The following is a 19,421-nucleotide window of genomic DNA, read 5'->3' on the forward strand; positions in this document are numbered from 1 at the left end:
AGTTCTACTTCCGAGGTGACGTAGGCGTGGCTCTTCCGCCCCTTACCCCTGAACAGCGCGCTGCCGCGCTCGAGAAGGCCGCCGCGGCTCGCCGGGAGCGCGCCGAGGTCAAGAATCGGCTCAAGCACTCCGGCGCCTCGCTGCACGAGGTCATCAAGCAGGGCCAGGAGAACGACGTCATCGGCAAGATGAAGGTCTCCGCCCTCCTGGAGTCCCTGCCCGGCGTGGGCAAGGTCCGTGCCAAGCAGATCATGGAGCGGCTCGGCATCTCCGAGAGCCGCCGGGTCCGTGGGCTCGGCTCCAACCAGATCGCTTCCCTGGAGCGCGAGTTCGGCAGCCCCGCTGCCTGACGTTCCCAGCACCCCCCGGGAACCGGGATAATCGCTCCATGAGTGAACGTCCGCGGCTGACCGTGCTCTCCGGCCCCTCGGGGGTCGGCAAGAGCACGGTCGTCGCTCATATGCGCACAGTCCACCCCGAGGTCTGGCTCTCGGTCTCGGCCACCACCCGCAGGCCGCGGCCCGGGGAGGAGCACGGGGTGCACTACTTCTTCGTCGACAGTGACGAGTTCGACAAGCTCGTCGCCAACGGCGAACTGCTCGAGTGGGCCGAATTCGCCGGCAACCGCTACGGCACCCCGCGCCAGGCCGTCCTGGAGCGACTGGACGCCGGCGAGCCGGTCCTGCTGGAGATCGACCTCCAGGGCGCGCGCCAGGTCCGGGAGTCGATGCCCGACGCCCAGCTGATCTTCCTCGCACCGCCGAGCTGGGACGAGCTGGTCCGCCGGCTCACCGGCCGCGGCACCGAGCCGCCGGACGTCATCGAGCGCCGCCTGGAGGCCGCCCGCGTCGAGCTGGCGGCCGAGACGGAGTTCGACACCACCCTGGTCAACACCTCCGTCGAGGACGTCGCGCGTGAGCTGCTAGCCTTGATGACCGTAGACTGATCTTTTGCGGCCTTTTCCGGGCCCCACCGGGAGCCGACCAGCGAGTCCGGCCCGCGGGACCGCCCGGGGCGCAGCAGGTCGTCCATGTTGATCAAGGTTCATCCAGTCCATCCAATCGGAAGGTAGAGCGTGTCCTCTTCCATCACCGCGCCCGAGGGCATCATCAACCCGCCGATCGACGAGCTGCTCGAGGCCACCGACTCGAAGTACAGCCTCGTGATCTACGCGGCCAAGCGCGCCCGTCAGATCAACGCGTACTACTCGCAGCTCGGCGAAGGCCTGCTCGAGTACGTCGGCCCCCTCGTGGACACCCACGTGCACGAGAAGCCGCTGTCGATCGCGCTGCGCGAGATCAACGCGGGTCTGCTGACCTCCGAGGCCATCGAGGGCCCGGCGCAGTAGTACGACCCACGCACGCACCAGGGGGCCCGGCGGCCGAGCCGCCGGGCCCGTGGTGTGTCATGGGCGGGTACGCACACGGGTCCACACAGCGCGGGAGAGACGATGGGGAAGCCACAGGTCGTCCTGGGCGTGAGCGGCGGGATCGCCGCGTACAAGGCGTGCGAGCTGCTGCGCCGGTTCACCGAGTCCGGCCACGAGGTGCGGGTCGTGCCCACCGCCTCGGCGCTGCACTTCGTCGGTGAGGCGACCTGGTCCGCGCTGTCGGGCAACCCCGTCTCGACGGAGGTCTGGGAGTCCGTCCACGAGGTGCCGCACGTGCGCATCGGGCAGGGCGCCGACCTGGTCGTGGTCGCCCCCGCCACCGCCGACGTGCTGGCCAAGGCGGCCCACGGGCTCGCCGACGACCTGCTGACCAACACCCTGCTGACCGCACGCTGCCCGGTGGTGTTCGCGCCCGCCATGCACACCGAGATGTGGGAGCACGCGGCCACCCAGGAGAACGTGGCCACGCTCCGCCGCCGCGGCGCGATCGTGATCGAACCCGCCGTCGGCCGGCTCACCGGCGTCGACACCGGCAAGGGCCGGCTGCCCGACCCCGCCGAGATCTTCGAGGCCTGCCGCCGGGTGCTGCTGCGCGGCCCGCGCGCCCTGGCGGCCGACCTGGCCGGACGCCACGTCGTGGTCAGCGCCGGCGGCACCCGTGAGCCGCTGGACCCCGTCCGCTACCTGGGCAACCGCTCCTCCGGCAAGCAGGGCTACGCCCTGGCCCGCACCGCCGTCGCGCGCGGGGCCAGGGTCACCCTGATCGCCGCGAACACCGCGCTCGCCGACCCGGCCGGCGTCGACGTGGTCCGGGTCGGCACCGCCGTGCAGCTGCGCGAGGCGGTCCTGAAGGCCGCCGCCGACGCCGACGCGGTGGTCATGGCGGCGGCCGTCGCCGACTTCCGTCCGGCCCACTACGCCGAGGGCAAGATCAAGAAGAAGGACGGCGAGGAGCCCGCGCCGGTCGCGCTGGTGCGCAACCCCGACGTCCTCGCCGAGCTCTCCGCCGAACGGCCCAACGCCGCGCAGGTCGTCGTGGGCTTCGCCGCCGAGACCGATGACGTCCTGGTCAACGGCCGTGCCAAGCTCGCCCGCAAGGGGTGCGATCTGCTCGTCGTCAACGAGGTCGGCGACTCCAAAGCCTTCGGGACCGAGGAGAACGAGGCTGTGATCCTCGGCGCCGACGGCAGTGAGACCCAGGTGCCGCACGGTCCCAAGGAGGCCCTGGCCGAGCAGGTCTGGGACCTGGTCGCCCGGCGTCTTGCCTGATCATCGCCCCGGCGGCGGTACGACATTGCGTGTCGTGCGAGCGAGCTACTGGCGTTCGGGGCCGGGGTGATGGACAGTGTTGCAGGTCACGGCCTTCCCAACCTTCGAGATGCCGTGTCCGTCTTCGTGGTACGAACGATAAACTGACCCCTGGCCAGCCGGGCGCAGCCCCGCGCGAGCCACCCATGATCAGCCAGCAGCCGCTGCAACCCCAGGGAGCGATGTGTCCCGCCGCCTGTTCACCTCCGAGTCCGTGACCGAGGGCCACCCCGACAAGATCGCCGACCAGATCAGCGACACGATCCTCGACGCACTGCTCAAGGAGGACCCCACCTCCCGCGTCGCCGTCGAGACGTTGATCACCACCGGTCTGGTGCACGTCGCGGGCGAGGTCACCACCAAGGGCTACGCGGACATCGCGACCCTGGTGCGCAACAAGATCCTCGACATCGGTTACGACTCCTCGAAGAAGGGCTTCGACGGCGCCTCCTGCGGTGTCTCGGTGTCCATCGGCGCGCAGTCCCCGGACATCGCGCAGGGTGTCGACACGGCGTACGAGAACCGGGTCGAAGGCGATGAGGACGAGCTCGACAAGCAGGGCGCGGGCGACCAGGGCCTGATGTTCGGCTACGCCTGCGACGAGACCCCCGAGCTGATGCCGCTCCCGATCACGCTCGCCCACCGGCTCTCCCGGCGCCTGACCGAGGTCCGCAAGAACGGGACCATCCCGTACCTGCGCCCCGACGGCAAGACGCAGGTCACCATCGAGTACAACGGCGACAAGGCCGTCCGTCTGGACACCGTCGTCGTCTCCTCGCAGCACGCCAGCGACATCGACCTGGACTCGCTGCTCGCGCCCGACATCCGCGAGTTCGTCGTGGAGCCGGAGCTGCGGGCTCTCCTGGACGACGGCATCAAGATCGACACCGAGGGCTACCGCCTGCTGGTCAACCCGACCGGGCGTTTCGAGATCGGCGGCCCGATGGGTGACGCCGGCCTCACCGGTCGCAAGATCATCATCGACACGTACGGCGGCATGGCCCGCCACGGCGGTGGCGCGTTCTCCGGCAAGGACCCGTCCAAGGTCGACCGCAGCGCCGCCTACGCGATGCGCTGGGTCGCCAAGAACGTCGTCGCCGCGGGCCTCGCCTCGCGCTGCGAGGTCCAGGTCGCGTACGCGATCGGCAAGGCGGAGCCCGTCGGCCTCTTCGTCGAGACCTTCGGCACCCACACCGTGGACCCCGAGCGCATCGAGCAGGCCATCGGCCAGGTCTTCGACCTGCGTCCCGCGGCGATCATCCGCGACCTCGACCTGCTGCGCCCGATCTACTCCCAGACCGCTGCGTACGGGCACTTCGGCCGTGCCCTCCCGGACTTCACCTGGGAGCGCACCGACCGCGTCGACGCGCTGCGCGAGACGGTCGGCCTGTAAGGCCGCACCGCACAGGGCATCGGGGACGGCCCCGGACCGAACGGTCCGGGGCCGTCCCCGTTCTCGTCCCCGCCCCGGGCAGCGGGCAGCGGGCGGCACCGCGCTGTCCGAGCCTTCTGGTAACACTGAGGCTGTGAGCAGCGAGGACCAGCACGGCACACCCCCGGCGGACGGGCCGCAGGGGGGAGAGCAGCTCGCGCTCATCCGGGAGACGGTGCGCAAGGCCAAGGAGCCCCGGGCCAAGCCGCGGACCTGGCGGGGGGCCGCACTGGCCGACGGGCTGCCGGTGGCCCGGGTCCTGGTCGACAAGGGGCTGCTCCACCTCGACCAGTACTTCGACTACGCCGTGCCCGCCCAGATGGACGCCGAGGCGCGTCCCGGCGTGCGGGTCCGCGTGCGCTTCGGCGCGCGCGTGGTGAAGGGCCGCCGCGAGGGCGGGGAACTGCACGACGGCTTCATCGTCGACCGGCTGGCCGAGAGCGACTACCGGGGACCGCTCGCGCCGCTCGCCCAGGTGCTCTCCCCGGAGGAGGTGCTGACCCCGGAGCTGCTGCGGCTGTGCCGCGCGGTCGCCGACCGCTATGCTGGAGCGCTTGCCGACGTCGTCCAGCTCGCGGTGCCGCCGCGGCGGGCGAAGGCCGAGGCCGAACCGGCCCGCGACCCGCTGCCCGCCCCCGCGCCGGTGGACCCCGGATCGTGGCGGCGGTACGCCACCGGCCCCGCCTTCCTGCAGGCCCTGTCCCGCGGCGACACCCCGCGGGCAGTGTGGACCGCACTGCCCGGACCGACCTGGCCCGAGGAGATCGCCCGCGCCATGGCGGCGACCCTGGCCTCGGGGCGCGGAGCGCTCGCGGTCGTCCCCGACGGCCGTGCCGCCGCCCGCGTCGACACCGCGCTGACCGCGCTCCTCGGTGGCGGACACCATGTGCTGCTCACCGCGGACGCCGGGCCCGAGGAGCGGTACCGCCGCTGGCTCGCCGTGAGCCGGGGCAGTGTCCGTGCCGTCGTGGGCACCCGGGCTGCGATGTTCGCGCCCGTGGCCGGCCTCGGGCTGACCGTGCTGTGGGACGACGGCGACTCCAGCCACGCGGAACCGCACGCCCCGCAGCCGCACGCCCGCGACGTCCTGCTGCTGCGCGCCGCCGAGGAAGGTGCCGGATTCCTTCTCGGCGGTCTCACCTGCACCGTCGAAGGCGCCCAACTCGTCGACAGCCAGTGGGCGTTGCCCATCACGGCGCCGCGCGAACGGGTGCGGGCCACGGCGCCGCTGGTGCGCACCGTCGGCGAGGGCGACGAGGCGCGGGACGCCGCGGCGCGCGCCGCGCGCCTGCCGAGCGTGGCGTGGCAGGTCACCCGGGAGGCCCTCCAGCGCGGACCGGTGCTCGTGCAGGTGCCGCGGCGCGGCTATGTGCCGCGGCTGGCCTGCGAGCGCTGCCGGGAACCCGCGCGCTGCGCGCAGTGCGCCGGGCCGCTCCAGCTCGGCGACGGCGACAGCGCGCCGCACTGCGGCTGGTGCGGACGGCCCGAGGCCGCCTGGCACTGCACGGAGTGCGGCGGCTTCCGGCTGCGCGCCCAGGTGGTGGGCGTCCGCCGCACCGCCGACGAACTCGGCCGCGCCTTCGCCAAGGTGCCCGTGCGGACCTCCGGCCGTGACGGGGTGCTCGCCTCGGTGCCGGAGACGCCCTCGCTGGTGATCTCGACACCCGGGGCCGAGCCGGTCGCCGACGGCGGTTACGCGGCCGCGCTGCTGCTCGACGGCTGGGCCCTGCTCAACCGGCCCGATCTGCGAGCGGGGGAGGAGACCCTGCGCCGCTGGGCCCACGCCGCCGCCCTGGTGCGCCCGGCCGGGGAGGGCGGCACCGTCGTGGTCATGGCGGAGCCGACGCTCCGTCCGGTGCAGGCCCTGGTGCGGTGGGACCCGGTCGGTCATGCCGTGCGGGAGCTGGCGGAACGCGCCGAACTGGGCTTTCCCCCGGTCTCCCGGATGGCTTCGGTGAGCGGGCGCCCCGCTGCCGTCGCGGACCTGCTGGACACCGTCCGCCTCCCGGAGGGCACCGACATCCTGGGGCCCGTGCCGCTGCCCGTCGTCGACCCGGCGCGTCCGCGCCGCAGCGGCGACACCCCGCCCGGTGAGCGGTGGGACCGTGTGCTGCTGCGTGTGCGTCCTGGGAACGGCGCGGCGCTCGCCGCCGCGCTCAAGGCCGCGCAGACCGCGCGGATCGCCCGCAAGGAGGCCGACCCGGTGCGGGTGCGCATCGACCCGCCCGACATCGGCTGAGTCGCGCCCGGACACGCTTCCGCCCCGGCGTCCGGCCTGGTGAGGCGCGGTGGGCGGCGGGGCGGGAAAGCGTATGAGGGGGGAGCGGGAAGTCAGCCGGTGCGGGGAGCGGGGACCGCGCCGGGGATGCTGTCGTCGCGGGGCGCGGCGGAGGGCATGGCGCGGGCCGCGGGGACGGTCGGCGCGGGGATGGTCGGCGCCGGGACCGACGCGACGGCCGACGCGGGGGAGTCGGGCTCGCCGTGCGGCTCCGCCGATGCCGCGGCGGCGGCACGACGGGTGCCGTAGCGGCGGTGGACGGCCTGCTTGGTCACGCCCAGCGCGGAGCCGACGGCGTCCCAGGAGAAGCCCAGGGAGCGGTCGAACTCCACCGCCGCGGTCACCAGGGTCTCGACGCTGTCCCGCAGTTCCTGGGCGAGCCGTACGGTGGGTGCGGGCGCCCGGCCGTAGACGACGAATCCGGCGGACGGGCCGCTGCGCCGGGGGCGGTAGACATTGCCCAACTGGGTGGTGAGGGTGCGCAGCGCGTCGACCTGTCGGCGGACCCGCTCGATGTCCCGCACCAGCAGGTGAAGGCTCGCCCTGGCCTGGGCGTCGTGAGTTGCGTGTTCGGGCATCAACTGGCCTCTCGAGCCGGCTCGTGTCGGTCAATCTCCTTTGACATCAACGCGCCAGCCGCCCGCGGAGTCACGCAGCAGGGGCGCATCCCGTTCGCCGGGGGGCGCGAGAAGCCGTGCGCGCCCCCACCCTGTCGGCCCATAGACTGGTGCGGTTGCCCACCCGCCGACCACCGCCGTCCACCCATGGAGCCCGCCGCGTGTCCGTCCAGCCGATCCGCCTCTTCGGCGACCCCGTGCTGCGCATCAAGGCGCAGCCCGTGACCGTGTTCGACAAAGAGCTGCGCACCCTCGTCAAGGATCTCGAGGAGACGATGCGCGACGCTCCCGGCGCGGGCCTGGCGGCCCCTCAGATCGGTGTGTCGCTGCGGGTGTTCACGTACCACGTCGACGGGGTGGTCGGCCATCTGGTCAACCCCGACCTGAGCCTGAGCGACGACGAGCAGGACGGCCCCGAGGGCTGCCTCTCGCTGCCCGGACTGCGCTTCGACACCAAGCGCGCGCACGGCGTCGTGGCCCGCGGCTTCACCATGTACGGCGACCCCGTCACCATCGAGGGCACCGAGCTGCTCGCGCGCTGCATCCAGCACGAGACCGACCACCTCGACGGGATCATCTTCATCGACCGGCTCGATCCCGAGCAGCGCAAGGCCGCCATGAAGGCGATACGGGAGGCGGAGTGGACCGGGCAGCCCGCGCCCGAGGTCCGCGTCTCGCCGCACAGCACCTTCGGCCGCGCTCTGTAGCGCCGCGTTCCGCAGAAAGGCACCGCACCCGCATGAGGCTCGTCTTCGCCGGCACCCCCGAGGTCGCCGTTCCCGCACTCGACGCACTGATCGCCTCCGGCCGCCACGAGGTCGCCGCCGTCGTCACACGGCCCGACGCCGTCGCGGGCCGCGGGCGCAAGCTCGTCGCCAGCCCGGTCGCCCAGCGCGCCGAGGAGGCCGGGATCGAGGTGCTCAAGCCCGCGCGTCCCCGTGACGAGGACTTCCTGGCGCGGCTGCGCGAGATCGCGCCCGACTGCTGCCCGGTCGTCGCCTACGGCGCCCTGCTGCCCCGCGTGGCCCTGGACGTACCGGCCCGCGGGTGGGTCAACTTGCACTTCTCCCTGCTGCCCGCCTGGCGCGGCGCGGCGCCCGTCCAGCACGCGGTGATGGCCGGCGACGAGGTCACCGGCGCCTCCACGTTCCTCATCGAGGAGGGCCTGGACTCCGGCCCGGTCTACGGCGTCGTCACCGAGGACGTGCGGTCCCGGGACACCAGCGGCGACCTGCTCACCCGGCTCGCCCACAGCGGGGCGAAGCTGCTGGCGGCCACCATGGACGGCATCGAGGACGGTTCGCTGGTCGCCCGCCCGCAGCCCGCCGAGGGCATCACGACGGCCCCCAAGATCACCGTCGAGGACGCCCTGATCGACTGGAAGGCGCCCGCGCTGCGCGTGGACCGCCTGGTCCGCGGCTGCACCCCGGCCCCGGGGGCCTGGACCCTCTTCGGCGGCGAGCGGATGAAGATCGGCCCCGTGACCCTGCTGCCTGAGCACACCGGCCTCGCCCCCGGCGAGCTGGAGGTCACCAAGCGGGCCGTGCTCGTCGGCACCGGCAGCCACGCCGTGGAACTGGGCGAGGTGCGCCCGCAGGGCAAGAAGCCGATGGCCGCCGCCGACTGGGCGCGCGGCGTCCGCGTTCCCTCCGGGGAGCGGCTGGGCGCGTGACCGCGCGTCCCACGTACGCTCGGAACCGGGGCACGACGCCCCGCCGTACCACCGACCTTCCCGGAGCACCTTTCACGTGAGCGAACCGTCACGCCGCCGATCCCAGCCCGCCGCCCGGCAGGGCCGCTCGCAGGGCGCGCCGCCGCAAGGCGGCCGGCCCTACCGCAAGCCGCAGCGCGACCCCGTGCGCATCCTGGCCTTCGAGGCACTTCGGGCCGTCGACGAGCGCGACGCGTACGCCAACCTCGTCCTCCCCTCGCTGCTGCGCGAGGCCGAGGCCGAGGCGGTGCGCAAGGGCAGGGAGTTCGACCGGCGGGACGCCGCGCTGGCCACCGAGCTGGTCTACGGAACGCTGCGCCGCCGGGGCACCTACGACGCGGTGATCGCGGCCTGCGTGGACCGCCCGCTGCGCGAGGTGGACCCGCCGGTGCTGGACGTGCTCTCGCTCGGCGCCCACCAGCTGCTGGGCACGCGCATCCCGACGCACGCCGCCGTCTCCGCGACCGTGGAGCTGGCCCGGGTCGTGCTGGGCGACGGGCGGTCGAAGTTCGTCAACGCCGTCCTGCGCCGCATCGCCGCGCAGGACCTGGACGCGTGGCTGGACGAGGTCGCCCCGCCCTACGACGAGGACCCGGAGGACCACCTCGCCGTCGTCCACTCCCACCCTCGGTGGATCGTCTCCGCCCTGTGGGACGCCCTCGGCGGCGGTCGCGCCGGCATGGAGGAACTGCTCGCGGCGGACAACGAGCGCCCGGAGGTCACGCTGGTCGCCCGGCCGGGCCGCGTCACACCGCAGGAGCTGGCCGACGCGCTGCCCGCGGACGCCACCGCGCCGGGCCGCTGGTCGCCGTACGCCGTCCGCCTCGCCGAGGGCGGCGACCCGGCGGCCGTCGAGGCGGTGCGCGAGGGCCGGGCCGGCGTGCAGGACGAGGGCAGCCAGCTCGTGGCCGCGGCCCTGGCCGCGGCGCCGCTCGGGGACGGCCCGGACCGGTTGTGGCTGGACGGCTGCGCGGGTCCCGGCGGCAAGGCGGCGCTGCTGGCCGCGCTCGCGGCGCAGCGCGGGGCGGCGCTGGTCGCCTCGGAGAAGCAGCCGCACCGTGCCCGTCTCGTGGCCCGCACGCTGGCGGGGAACCCGGGGCCGTACGGGGTGATCGTCGCCGACGGCACCCGTCCGGCGTGGCGGCCGGGCGCCTTCGACCGCGTCCTGGTCGATGTGCCCTGCACGGGTCTGGGGGCCCTGCGGCGCAGGCCGGAGGCCCGCTGGCGGCGCCGTGCCGAGGACCTCGCGGGCTTCGCGCCGTTGCAGCGCGGGCTGCTGGAGTCCGCGCTGCGCGCGGTGCGGGTCGGCGGCGTGGTCGGCTACGCCACCTGCTCGCCCCATCCGGCGGAAACCCGGGCCGTCGTCGAGGACGTGCTGGCCGCCCCCGGGGCCGTCCCCGTCGAGTGGGTCGACGCCCGGCCGCTGATGGCCGGTGTGGCGGACCTCGGGGAGGGCCCCGACGTCCAGCTCTGGCCGCACCTGCACGGCACGGACGCGATGTACCTCGCGCTCCTGCGACGCACTGGCTGAGCGCGCCGAACCGCGGGTTCCTCACGGCCCCGGGGCGGGTGCAGCCGTGCTCGGCGGTTGCACCACGTCCGGGTGTCGGCACGCCGAGGGCGGCCGGCTCAGTCGCGAACGAAGTTCGCGGACTCGTTCCGCCACAGGTCGGTGCCGCTGAAGGGGTTGCGCTGGAGCCGCCCCTGGAACGTACGCACCAGGAACTCCACGATGCCGCACTCGTAGCGGGTCCACGCCGGTTCGTCGGGACCGGGGTGCCTGCGGCGGACGACGACCGGCCACTCGTCCGGTTCGCCGGAGGTGGCCCAGAACGTGGCGTCGCCGTCAGGGGTGCCGCCCCACAGGAAAAGGCCGCCGGGCACCAGGTATTCCGGATAGAGGCCCTCCACGCCTTCTTCCTGGTAGGCCCCGCTCGGAAGGACCCCGGAGAGCTTTCCGACCTCGTCGGCGGGGACCGGCGGCACGATCTGGAGGTAGCGCGCGATCTCGCCCGGCCCGTACGTCTCCATCAGCCACAGGTAGTCGGCGGGCAACCGGGTCCCGTAGCCCCGCACGATCTCGTCCGGGCTCAGCAGCGCCGCCCACGTGTCGGCCGGCGGCTCGAGGAGCCGCACCAGCTCGTCCCTCAAGGACCTGCATCCTCCGGTCTCGCCCTGCCTCCGCGGCGCGGCCCGCGGAGCGCACCCATGTCGCCCGCGCATGCCGTCGTGCGCGCCCGGCGGATTCTGCCACCCGCTGCGGCGGGGGCGATACGCATGGTCGGCACGCACTCGAAGAACGTGCCTGCCGGGTGTGCCGCTTCTAGACTGAGGCTGGTCGAAATGTCCTTGATGAGAGAGTTGGGCACCATGTCCAAGCGAGGAAACAAGAGGCGCGCCCGCAAGAAGAAGGGCGCCAACCACGGCAAGCGTCCCAACGCGTGAGGCCCGGGCGCACCGCCGCCCGGCCCACCGGGGACGTCCTGTCCCGTCCGTGACCGCCCGCGCCGCCGCGCGGGCGGTCACGGACGTTCCGGGGCCACCGCGTTCCGGGGCGGCGTGATCTGACGGAGCGGCACCCGCGCGACGGCGCCCGCGCACGGTGCCGGCGGGGCGCCGGGTTTTCCACAGGCGCGGCGCCCGAGTGCGCGGCCGGGGCGCCCGCACCGCCATACTGGGAGCATGGCCGTGCAGATCAACCCCAGCATCCTCTCCGCCGACTTCGCCCGGCTCGCCGAAGAAGCCCGTGCGGTGGAGGGAGCCGACTGGCTCCACGTCGACGTGATGGACAATCACTTCGTCCCCAACCTCACGCTCGGTGTGCCGGTCGTCGAGTCGCTGCGCAAGGCGACGGAGACCCCGCTCGACTGCCACCTGATGATCGAGGACCCGGACCGCTGGGCCCCGGCGTACGTCGAGGCGGGCGCCGGCTCCGTCACCTTCCATGTCGAGGCCGCCGCCGCTCCCGTGCGCCTGGCCCGCGAGATCCGCGCCATGGGCGCCCGGGCGTCGATGGCGCTCAAGCCCGCCACCCCGGTCGAGCCCTACGAGGACCTGCTGCCCGAGCTCGACATGCTGCTGATCATGACGGTGGAGCCGGGCTTCGGCGGCCAGGCCTTCCTCGACATCATGCTCCCCAAGATCCGCCGGGCCCGGCAGCTGATCGAGAGGCACGGCCTGGAGCTGTGGCTCCAGGTGGACGGCGGCGTGTCCGCGTCCACGATCGAGCGCTGCGCGGAGGCCGGCGCCGACGTCTTCGTCGCCGGTTCCGCGGTCTACGGAGCGGAGGATCCCGCCGAGGCCGTACGCGCGCTGCGCAAGCAGGCCGCGGCCGCCTGCGCGCACTGACCACTCCTTGGGCGGCGTGCTCCGGTACCCGTTAGTACGTGCGAGGATGAGCGCGGAGCCGATCAGATGGGCAACTGGGGAGAGAACGTGACCACAGGCCGCACAGGGGTGCGCATGGGCCCCGGCGAGATGGTCCAGGCGGCGGCGATGGCACGCCGTTTCTACTTGGAGGGGAAGTCCAAGATCCAGATCGCCGAGGAGTTCGGTGTGAGCCGCTTCAAGGTGGCACGGGTCCTGGAGACCGCCCTCGAACGCGATCTGGTGCGCATCGAGATCCGGGTCCCCGCCGAACTCGACGCCGAACGCTCCGACGCCCTGCGCGCCCGCTACGGCCTGCGGCACGCGGTCGTCGTCGAATCCCCCGCCGACGAGTCGGACGGCCCCGATCCGGAGAACCTGGGCGCGGTCGCCGCGCAGCTGCTCGGCGAACTGGTCAGCGAGGGCGACGTGCTGGGCCTGGCCTGGGGCCGCTCCATCATCACCATGGCCAACGCCCTCGACCGGCTCCCGCCCTGCACGGTCGTCCAGCTGACCGGCGTGTACGACGCGGGCACCGCCGACCGCGGGTCGGTCGAGGCGGTGCGCACCGCCGCGGCCGTCTCCGGGGGCGAGGCCCACCCCATGTACGCCCCGATGGTGCTGGCCGACCCGGCCACCGCCGCCGCGCTGCGGGCCCAGAGCGGCATCGCGGCCGCCATGAGCTACTTCGACAAGGTCACCGTCGCCGTCGTCTCCATCGGTTCGTGGGCGGCCGGCATCTCCACGGTGCACGACGCGCTCACCGACGCCGAGCGCGAGCACTACGCGTCGCTGGGCGTGGCCGCCGAGATGTCCTCGCACCTCTTCGACACCGAGGGCCGCCTCGTCGGGCGCGACCTGGGCGAGCGCTGCATCACCATCGAGGCGGACCGGCTGCGCCGCATCCCGGAGGTGCTGGCGATCGCGGGCGGGCGGCGCAAGGCCGTCGCCGTGGACGCGGTCCTGCGCTCCGGCCTGGTCACCAGCATCGTCACCGACACGTCGGCGGCGGACTATCTGCTGGAGTCCACCGAGCCCATGCCCCGCCCCGCGCTGGACCGCGCCGACCCCGCGGGCCCGTGAGCCTGTGAGCCTGTCCTAGCTCCCTGGTTCACGCCCCCGGACTGCGCTCGGGTGCGTCGGCCAGACGGTCGAGCCATTCGGTCAGCAGGGTGCGTTCGCCGGCCGTCAGCGCAGCGGTGCCCGGATCGCGCAGGGCCTCGCGCAGTGCGCCGGCCCGACCCGCCACGGTCGCGGGCCCCGCGACGACGTTCTCCTCGCCGCCGTCGGTCGTGATCGTGCGCATCACGCTCTCGCGGGCGAGTTCGGACAGCCCCTGCTCCCGCTCCTGCGGCGAAGCGGCCAGCAGGGTGAGGACAACCCCGACCCCGTTGGCGTGCATGAAGCGGGTGGCCCGCTCCACGCTCATGCGCAGCCGTCCCGCGGACGCGACCCGGGCGATCAGCTCGCGCAGCATGTCCACCGCCCGGGCGGCGGAGCCCTCCGCGGCGCGCGCGTCGCCGTAGATCAGCCGGTAGTACGCGGGCATCGACAGCCCGAACTCCACGTGCAGGTCCCAGGAGCGCCGCAGGTCGGCGACGGGGTTGTCGGTCCACGAGAGCGCCTGCTTGTCCGCCAGGTAGCCCTGGAAGCCGTACTCGGCGACCGCGTCGAGCAGGCCCTCCTTGTCCCCGAACACCCGGTAGAGGGTGGGCGCCTGGACCCCGGCCGCCGCGCTCACGGCGCGGGTGGACACCGCCTCCCGGCCTCCCTCGGTCAGCAGTTCCGCGGCGGCCCGCAGGAGCCGTTCCCGTGTGCCGGGCGTCGATGCCTGTGCTGCCGCTTCGCTCATGGTGCCAATGATAACGAATCGGACTTATCGTCGATAACGTATCGGTGTTACCTTTTATCCGATAACAGTGGAAATGGAAGGAGAGGTGGCATCCGTCATGCGATCGACAACCGAGCCCCACGACTTCGTCGTGGTCGGCGGCGGCACCGCGGGCAGCGTGATCGCCGCCCGCCTGTCCCAGGACGACCGTGTCCGCGTACTGCTGCTGGAGGCGGGAGCGGACCGCCCCACGGCGGCCATGACCTCGCCGCCGGCCTGGCCGTCCCTGATGGAGAGTCCGGCGAACTGGGGCGAGACCACCGTCCCCCAGACGGCCACCGGCACATCGGTCCTCCTGCCCCGCGCGCGTTTCCTGGGCGGCGGCTCCGCGATCAACGCCATGGTCTTCGCCCGCGGACACCGGTCCAGCTACGACGACTGGGCGGCCCTCGGCGCCCTGGGCTGGGGCTTCGACGACCTGCTGCCGTACTTCATGCGCAGCGAGAACACCGCCGGGCGCGACCCCGCGCTGCGCGGCATCGGCGGACCCCTCACCGTCGGGCCCGCCAACCCGCCGCACCCCGTCGTCGGCTCCCTGCTGAGGGCGGCGGAGCAGGCCGGCCACCCCCGCGCCGCCGACCCCGGCGGCGGCCTGGAGGAGGGGTTCGGCTGGTCCGACCTCAACATCGTCGACGGCAGGCGGCAGAGCGCGGCCGACGCCTACCTCGTCCCCGCCGCCGGCCGGCCCAACCTCACCGTCGTGACCTGCGCGCGGGTCAGCCGCCTGCTGCTGGAGAACGGCCGCTGCACCGGGGTCGAGTACCGCACGGAGGCCGGGACGCGCACGGCCAGGGCCCGCGCGGAGGTGGTCCTCACCGCCGGTGCCATCGGCTCGCCGCAGCTGCTCATGCTCTCCGGGATCGGTCCCCGGGCACACCTGGGCGACCGCGGCATCGACGTCGTCGCGGACCTCCCCGGCGTCGGCGCCAACCTGCACGACCACCCGATCGCCAACATCGTCTACAGCGCCGGCCGGCCGGTACCCGCCGGCGTGAACAACCACGGCGAGGCCCAGGGCCTGGTGCGCTCCGGGCCCGGACTGGACGGCCCCGACCTCCAGTTGGTCTTCGTCGACGCGCCGGGCAACCTGCTCGACGGAATGTCGCCCGGCCAGGGCTGGACGATCGGCGTCTCGGCGATGCGCCCGCGCAGCCGCGGCACCGTACGCCTGGCGAGCGCCGATCCCGCGGACCCCCCGCTGCTGGACCCGGGCTACTTCGCCGACGACCGCGACCTGGTCACCCTGATCCGGGGCCTGCGGCTCGCCCGTGAGATCGGCCGGTCCCCCGCCATGTCCGCATGGCACGGGACGGAGGTGCTGCCCGGCCCGGCCGTCGAGGACGACCGGGGGCTGCGGGAGTACGTCCGGCGGACCGCCGCCTCGTACGCGCACCCCGTCGGCACCTGCCGGATGGGGGAGGGACCCGGGGCGGTCGTCCGCGACGACCTGCGGTTGCGCGGCATCGAAGGGCTGCGGGTGGCCGACGCCTCCGTCATCCCGTCCATCCCGTCGGCCAACACCAACGCGACCGTCTGCGCCATCGCCGAACGCGCGGCCGAACTGCTCACGGCCTGACGGCTGCAGGCACGGCCGGTGTGGGCGCGCCCCTGAAGGAGGCAGCCGTGACCACATCCCTACTCACCAGTCCGGAGGGCATCGTGCAATCCGCGGCGGCCGGCAGCGGGCCGGCTCTGGAAGCACTCCTCACCCGCTCACCCGTGGGTCTGGCCCTGTGGGGCACCGATCTGCGGTGCACCTGGGCCAACGCGACCCTGGAACACCAGGACGGCATCCCCGGTGACCGCCGGCTGGGGCGCCGGCCGTCCGAGGCCCTGCGGGGCGACAGCTGCGCCCTGGAGGCCGTGATGGCGAAAGTGCTGCGCACCGGAACCCCGGCACTCAGCCGCGAGTACCGGCACGCCGCCTCCGGGCGTGCCGGCCTCGCGCCCGCGTACTCCGTCTCCTTCTTCCGGCTCGACGACCCGGACGGATCGGTGCGCGGCGTGTGCTCCCTGGTCCTGGAGGCCGGCGGCCGGCGCTCGTCCGGTGAGCGCCTGGCTCTGCTCAGCGAGGCCGGCACCCGCGTCGGCACCACACTCGACACCATGCGCACCGGGCAGGAACTGGCCGACTTCACGGTGCCGTTCCTCGCCGACTACGCGGCCGTCGACCTGGTGGAGGCGGTCCATCTCGGCGAGGAGCCCCCGTACCGGACGTTCGCCGGGGGCGGCGGGGGACCCGTCCTCCGCCGGGCCGGACTCGCCTCGGTCCGCGCGGGTGCGCCGGAGGCACGCCGGCGCCCCGGCGAGGTGGTGACCGTCCCGGAGACCTCGCCGTTCACCGAGGTGCTGGCCTCGCGGCGCCCCTTCTTCGAACCGGTCCTCGGCTACCGCCCGGACGGCTGGCCCGCGGGGCACCCCGTGCCGGCCCGGGCGATCCGCGAGCACGGCATGCACTCGGTGATGGTGGTGCCGGTGCAGGCCCGCGGCATCGTGCTGGGTGTCGCCGCCTTCGTGCGCACCGTCAATCCCGCCCCCTTCGAGGAGGAGGACATGCTGCTCGCCGAGCAGATCGTCGCCCGCGCGGCGCTCAGCCTCGACAACGCCAGGCGGTACGCACGCGAGCGCGCCACCGCCCTCGCCCTGCAGCGCAGCCTGCTGCCGCGCGCGGTGTCCGGCGGCGCGGCCGTGGACGCGGTCTCGCGCTACCTCCCCGCCGACATCGAGGACGGCGTCGGCGGCGACTGGTACGACGTGATCCCGCTGCCCGGCGCGCGGGTCGCCCTGGTCGTCGGCGACGTGGCCGGCCACGGCATCAACGCCGCCGCCACCATGGGCCGGCTCAGGACCGCGGTGCACACGCTCGCCGACATGGACCTGGCCCCCGACGAACTGCTCGCCCACCTCGACGAGGTCGTGGGCCGGCTCGCCGACGAGGAGACCGGCGGCCACGCGGACGAGACCTGCGCCCTCGCCACCTGCCTCTACGCGGTCTACGACCCCGCCACCCGGCACTGCGTCATGGCGCGGGCCGGCCATCCGCCGCCCGCCGTCCTCCTGCCCGACGGGCACGTGGACTTCCCCGACCTGCCCGACGGCACACCGCTCGGGCTCGGGGTGCTGCCGTACGAGGCCGCCGAGCTGGAACTGCCCGAGGGCAGCGTGATCGCGCTGTACACCGACGGGCTCGTCGAGGACCGCCGCCAGGACATCGACGTGGGGATGGACCGGATGGCCGCGGCGCTCGCCCGCCCCGGCCTCCCGCTGGACGACCTGTGCGCCGAGGTGATGGGCACCCTCCGGGCGGGCACGGCGCCCCGCGACGACGTCACGCTCCTGCTGGCCCGTACCCGCGCGCTCAGCCCGGAGGACCTGGCCTGCTGGGAGCTGCCCTCGGATCCGGCCGCGGTCGGCGCGGCCCGCTCACTGGCCTCGCGGCAACTGGCCGCATGGGGCCTGGAGGGCATGGCGGAGACCACGCAGATGATCGTCAGCGAATTGGTCACCAACGCGGTGGTCCACACGCCCGGGCCGGTCCGGCTGCGCCTGATCCGCCACCAGGTCCTGGTCGTGGAGGTCGCCGACCGCGACAACAACCTCCCGCGCACCCGCCGTGCCGGCGTCACCGACGAGGGCGGCTGCGGGCTCTGTCTCGTGGCCCGGCTGGGGCGGCGCTGGGGGATCCGGCTGACGCCCGAGGGCAAGCTCGTGTGGGCGGAGCAGGAACTCCCGCCCCCGGCGAGTGGGGAATGGCACGACGGAACACGCTGAGCCCGGGGGAGTTCTTGGAGGAAACTCCAAAGGGCCCTCCTGAGCACCGGACTTTCGTCCGTGGCCGAGGCCGCCCCCGTCGTGCAAAAATCAAGTACGTGCGTTTCCTCAATGATGTAAAGCCTCCGTACGACCTGACGTACGACGACGTGTTCATGGTCCCCAGCCGTTCCGCGGTGGGATCCCGCCAGGGTGTCGACCTCTCCGCCCCGGACGGCACCGGCACCACCATCCCCCTGGTGGTCGCCAACATGACCGCCATCGCCGGCCGGCGGATGGCCGAGACCGTCGCCCGCCGGGGAGGCCTCGTCGTCATCCCGCAGGACATTCCGATCGACGTGGTCACCGAGGTGATCGGCTGGGTCAAGCAGCGCCACCTCGTGCTGGACACGGCCATCTCCCTCGGACGGCACGCCACCGTCGCCGACGCGCTGGCCCTGCTGCCCAAGCGCGCGCACGGTGCCGCCGTCGTCGTGGAGGACGGCCGCCCGGTCGGCGTCGTCACCGAGCACGACCTGACCGGCGTCGACCGCTTCACCCAGGTGTCCGTGGTCATGTCCAAGGACCTCCTGCTGCTCCCCGCGGACATCGACCCGCGCGAGGCCTTCAACCGGCTGGAGGAGGCCAACCGCAAGCTGGCCCCCGCCGTCGGTGCGGACGGCAGGCTCGCCGGGATCATCACCCGCAAGGGCGCCCTGCGCGCCACCCTGTACACCCCCGCCACCGACGCGCAGGGCAGACTGCGCATCGCCGCGGCGGTCGGCATCAACGGCGACGTGGCGGGCAAGGCCAAGCTGCTGCTCGACGCGGGTGTCGACACCCTCGTCGTGGACACCGCGCACGGCCACCAGGAGTCGATGATCCAGGCCGTACGGGCCGTCCGGGCACTCGACCCGCGGGTGCCGGTCGTGGCCGGCAACGTGGTCTCCGCCGAGGGCGTGCGCGACCTGATCGAGGCCGGCGCCGACATCGTCAAGGTCGGTGTGGGTCCCGGCGCCATGTGCACCACGCGCATGATGACCGGCGTCGGGCGCCCGCAGTTCTCCGCGGTGCTGGAGTGCGCCGCCGAGGCCGCGAAGCACGGCAAGCACGTCTGGGCCGACGGCGGGGTGCGGCACCCGCGCGACGTGGCGATGGCGCTGGCCGCCGGTGCGTCCAACGTCATGGTCGGCTCCTGGTTCGCGGGCACGTACGAGTCGCCCGGCGACCTCCAGCAGACCGCCGACGGGCGTGTCTACAAGGAGAGCTTCGGCATGGCCTCCGCCCGCGCCGTGGCCAACCGCACCAGCGAGGACTCCGCGTACGACAGGGCCCGCAAGGCCCTGTTCGAGGAGGGCATCTCGACCTCGCGGATGTTCCTGGACCCCGCCCGGCCGGGTGTCGAGGACCTGATCGACTCGATCATCGCGGGCGTCCGCAGCTCCTGCACCTACGCGGGCGCCGCCAGCCTCGCCGAGTTCGCCGAGAAGGCCGTCGTCGGCATCCAGAGCGCGGCCGGCTACGCCGAGGGCAAGCCGCTGCACGCCAGCTGGCAGTGACCGGGTCCGCCGGCGGCGCGCGGGGGGAGCGGTCCGGGGGACGCCGCTCCCCGCCCCGGGCGCTCCGCGGCGGGGGACGGCGGCCGGGCTCGTAGGCTGTCCCCGGTACGGCACGCGCC

General features: G+C 73.8%; 18 protein-coding genes. 15 read left to right on the forward strand and 3 right to left on the reverse strand.

Features of this window, described 5'->3' with window-relative positions:
* Positions 1-26: 26 nt before the first annotated feature.
* The 6 genes from ACIP9H_RS21225 to ACIP9H_RS21250 all read left to right on the forward strand — a co-directional run bounded on the left by ACIP9H_RS21225 (position 27) and on the right by ACIP9H_RS21250 (position 6,369).
* Positions 27-350 carry an integration host factor gene (locus tag ACIP9H_RS21225; protein WP_018564176.1) on the forward strand — a complete coding sequence of 108 codons (324 nt, stop codon included), beginning with the start codon at positions 27-29 and terminating at the stop codon, positions 348-350.
* A 38-nt stretch (positions 351-388) separates the two neighbouring features.
* Positions 389-946 carry a guanylate kinase gene (gene gmk / locus ACIP9H_RS21230; protein ID WP_401960166.1) on the forward strand — a complete coding sequence of 186 codons (558 nt, stop codon included), beginning with the start codon at positions 389-391 and terminating at the stop codon, positions 944-946.
* Positions 947-1,075: 129 nt separating this feature from the next.
* The gene (rpoZ, locus tag ACIP9H_RS21235) at positions 1,076-1,348 is read left to right on the forward strand and encodes a DNA-directed RNA polymerase subunit omega (RefSeq protein ID WP_005319902.1); all 273 of its coding nucleotides are present in this window, start codon (positions 1,076-1,078) and stop codon (positions 1,346-1,348) included.
* A 102-nt stretch (positions 1,349-1,450) separates the two neighbouring features.
* Positions 1,451-2,659 (forward strand): bifunctional phosphopantothenoylcysteine decarboxylase/phosphopantothenate--cysteine ligase CoaBC, encoded by a 1,209-nt coding sequence (gene coaBC, locus ACIP9H_RS21240; RefSeq protein WP_401960169.1) that lies wholly within the window; start codon positions 1,451-1,453, stop codon positions 2,657-2,659.
* A gap of 223 nt (positions 2,660-2,882) precedes the next feature.
* Entirely contained in the window at positions 2,883-4,091 is a 1,209-nt protein-coding gene (gene metK / locus ACIP9H_RS21245) for a methionine adenosyltransferase (protein WP_401594231.1), read from the forward strand.
* A gap of 133 nt (positions 4,092-4,224) precedes the next feature.
* Positions 4,225-6,369: a primosomal protein N' gene (locus ACIP9H_RS21250; RefSeq protein ID WP_401960173.1), complete on the forward strand. Its 2,145-nt coding sequence runs from the start codon at positions 4,225-4,227 to the stop codon at positions 6,367-6,369.
* A gap of 92 nt (positions 6,370-6,461) precedes the next feature.
* Here the strand turns inward: ACIP9H_RS21250 and ACIP9H_RS21255 are convergent, their stop codons facing one another.
* On the reverse strand, positions 6,462-6,986 hold the full coding sequence (locus ACIP9H_RS21255) for a hypothetical protein (protein WP_401594237.1): 525 nt from the start codon (positions 6,984-6,986) through the stop codon (positions 6,462-6,464).
* A 200-nt stretch (positions 6,987-7,186) separates the two neighbouring features.
* Between ACIP9H_RS21255 and def the strand changes: the two genes are divergently transcribed.
* From def to ACIP9H_RS21270, 3 genes are all read left to right on the forward strand, one after another.
* Complete coding sequence (gene def, locus ACIP9H_RS21260) at positions 7,187-7,732, forward strand: peptide deformylase (protein ID WP_401960176.1); 546 nt, start codon at positions 7,187-7,189, stop codon at positions 7,730-7,732.
* A gap of 32 nt (positions 7,733-7,764) precedes the next feature.
* On the forward strand, positions 7,765-8,697 hold the full coding sequence (fmt, locus tag ACIP9H_RS21265) for a methionyl-tRNA formyltransferase (RefSeq protein ID WP_401960179.1): 933 nt from the start codon (positions 7,765-7,767) through the stop codon (positions 8,695-8,697).
* A 184-nt stretch (positions 8,698-8,881) separates the two neighbouring features.
* Positions 8,882-10,267, forward strand: coding sequence for an RsmB/NOP family class I SAM-dependent RNA methyltransferase (locus ACIP9H_RS21270; RefSeq protein ID WP_401594354.1), 1,386 nt, complete (start codon positions 8,882-8,884; stop codon positions 10,265-10,267).
* A gap of 98 nt (positions 10,268-10,365) precedes the next feature.
* Here ACIP9H_RS21270 and ACIP9H_RS21275 read toward each other — a convergent pair whose 3' ends face one another.
* Positions 10,366-10,887: a hypothetical protein gene (locus tag ACIP9H_RS21275; RefSeq protein WP_401960182.1), complete on the reverse strand. Its 522-nt coding sequence runs from the start codon at positions 10,885-10,887 to the stop codon at positions 10,366-10,368.
* A 219-nt stretch (positions 10,888-11,106) separates the two neighbouring features.
* On the opposite strand from ACIP9H_RS21275, the gene ACIP9H_RS21280 reads away from it, so the two are divergent.
* The 3 genes from ACIP9H_RS21280 to ACIP9H_RS21290 all read left to right on the forward strand — a co-directional run bounded on the left by ACIP9H_RS21280 (position 11,107) and on the right by ACIP9H_RS21290 (position 13,185).
* Positions 11,107-11,181 (forward strand): 50S ribosomal protein bL37, encoded by a 75-nt coding sequence (locus ACIP9H_RS21280; protein ID WP_373297613.1) that lies wholly within the window; start codon positions 11,107-11,109, stop codon positions 11,179-11,181.
* A gap of 237 nt (positions 11,182-11,418) precedes the next feature.
* Positions 11,419-12,084: a ribulose-phosphate 3-epimerase gene (rpe, locus tag ACIP9H_RS21285; RefSeq protein WP_360914847.1), complete on the forward strand. Its 666-nt coding sequence runs from the start codon at positions 11,419-11,421 to the stop codon at positions 12,082-12,084.
* A 66-nt stretch (positions 12,085-12,150) separates the two neighbouring features.
* Positions 12,151-13,185 (forward strand): sugar-binding domain-containing protein, encoded by a 1,035-nt coding sequence (locus ACIP9H_RS21290; RefSeq protein ID WP_360914844.1) that lies wholly within the window; start codon positions 12,151-12,153, stop codon positions 13,183-13,185.
* A 28-nt stretch (positions 13,186-13,213) separates the two neighbouring features.
* On the opposite strand, the gene ACIP9H_RS21295 is transcribed toward ACIP9H_RS21290, so the two are convergent.
* Positions 13,214-13,954 (reverse strand): TetR/AcrR family transcriptional regulator, encoded by a 741-nt coding sequence (locus ACIP9H_RS21295; protein ID WP_401960186.1) that lies wholly within the window; start codon positions 13,952-13,954, stop codon positions 13,214-13,216.
* A gap of 97 nt (positions 13,955-14,051) precedes the next feature.
* Here ACIP9H_RS21295 and ACIP9H_RS21300 point away from each other — a divergent pair, with 97 nt between their 5' ends.
* From ACIP9H_RS21300 to ACIP9H_RS21310, 3 genes are all read left to right on the forward strand, one after another.
* Positions 14,052-15,569, forward strand: a complete 1,518-nt coding sequence (locus tag ACIP9H_RS21300) for a GMC family oxidoreductase (protein WP_401960189.1) — start codon at positions 14,052-14,054, stop codon at positions 15,567-15,569.
* Between the two features lie 47 nt (positions 15,570-15,616).
* A complete protein-coding gene (locus ACIP9H_RS21305) occupies positions 15,617-17,764 on the forward strand; it encodes a SpoIIE family protein phosphatase (RefSeq protein ID WP_401960192.1) in 2,148 nt (715 codons plus the stop codon).
* 89 nt (positions 17,765-17,853) lie between these two features.
* Complete coding sequence (locus ACIP9H_RS21310; protein ID WP_401960285.1) at positions 17,854-19,302, forward strand: GuaB1 family IMP dehydrogenase-related protein; 1,449 nt, start codon at positions 17,854-17,856, stop codon at positions 19,300-19,302.
* The last annotated feature ends 119 nt before the right edge of the window (positions 19,303-19,421 follow it).

This window comes from Streptomyces sp. NPDC088732 (genome assembly GCF_044751205.1).
Taxonomy (GTDB): Bacteria; Actinomycetota; Actinomycetes; order Streptomycetales; family Streptomycetaceae; genus Actinacidiphila.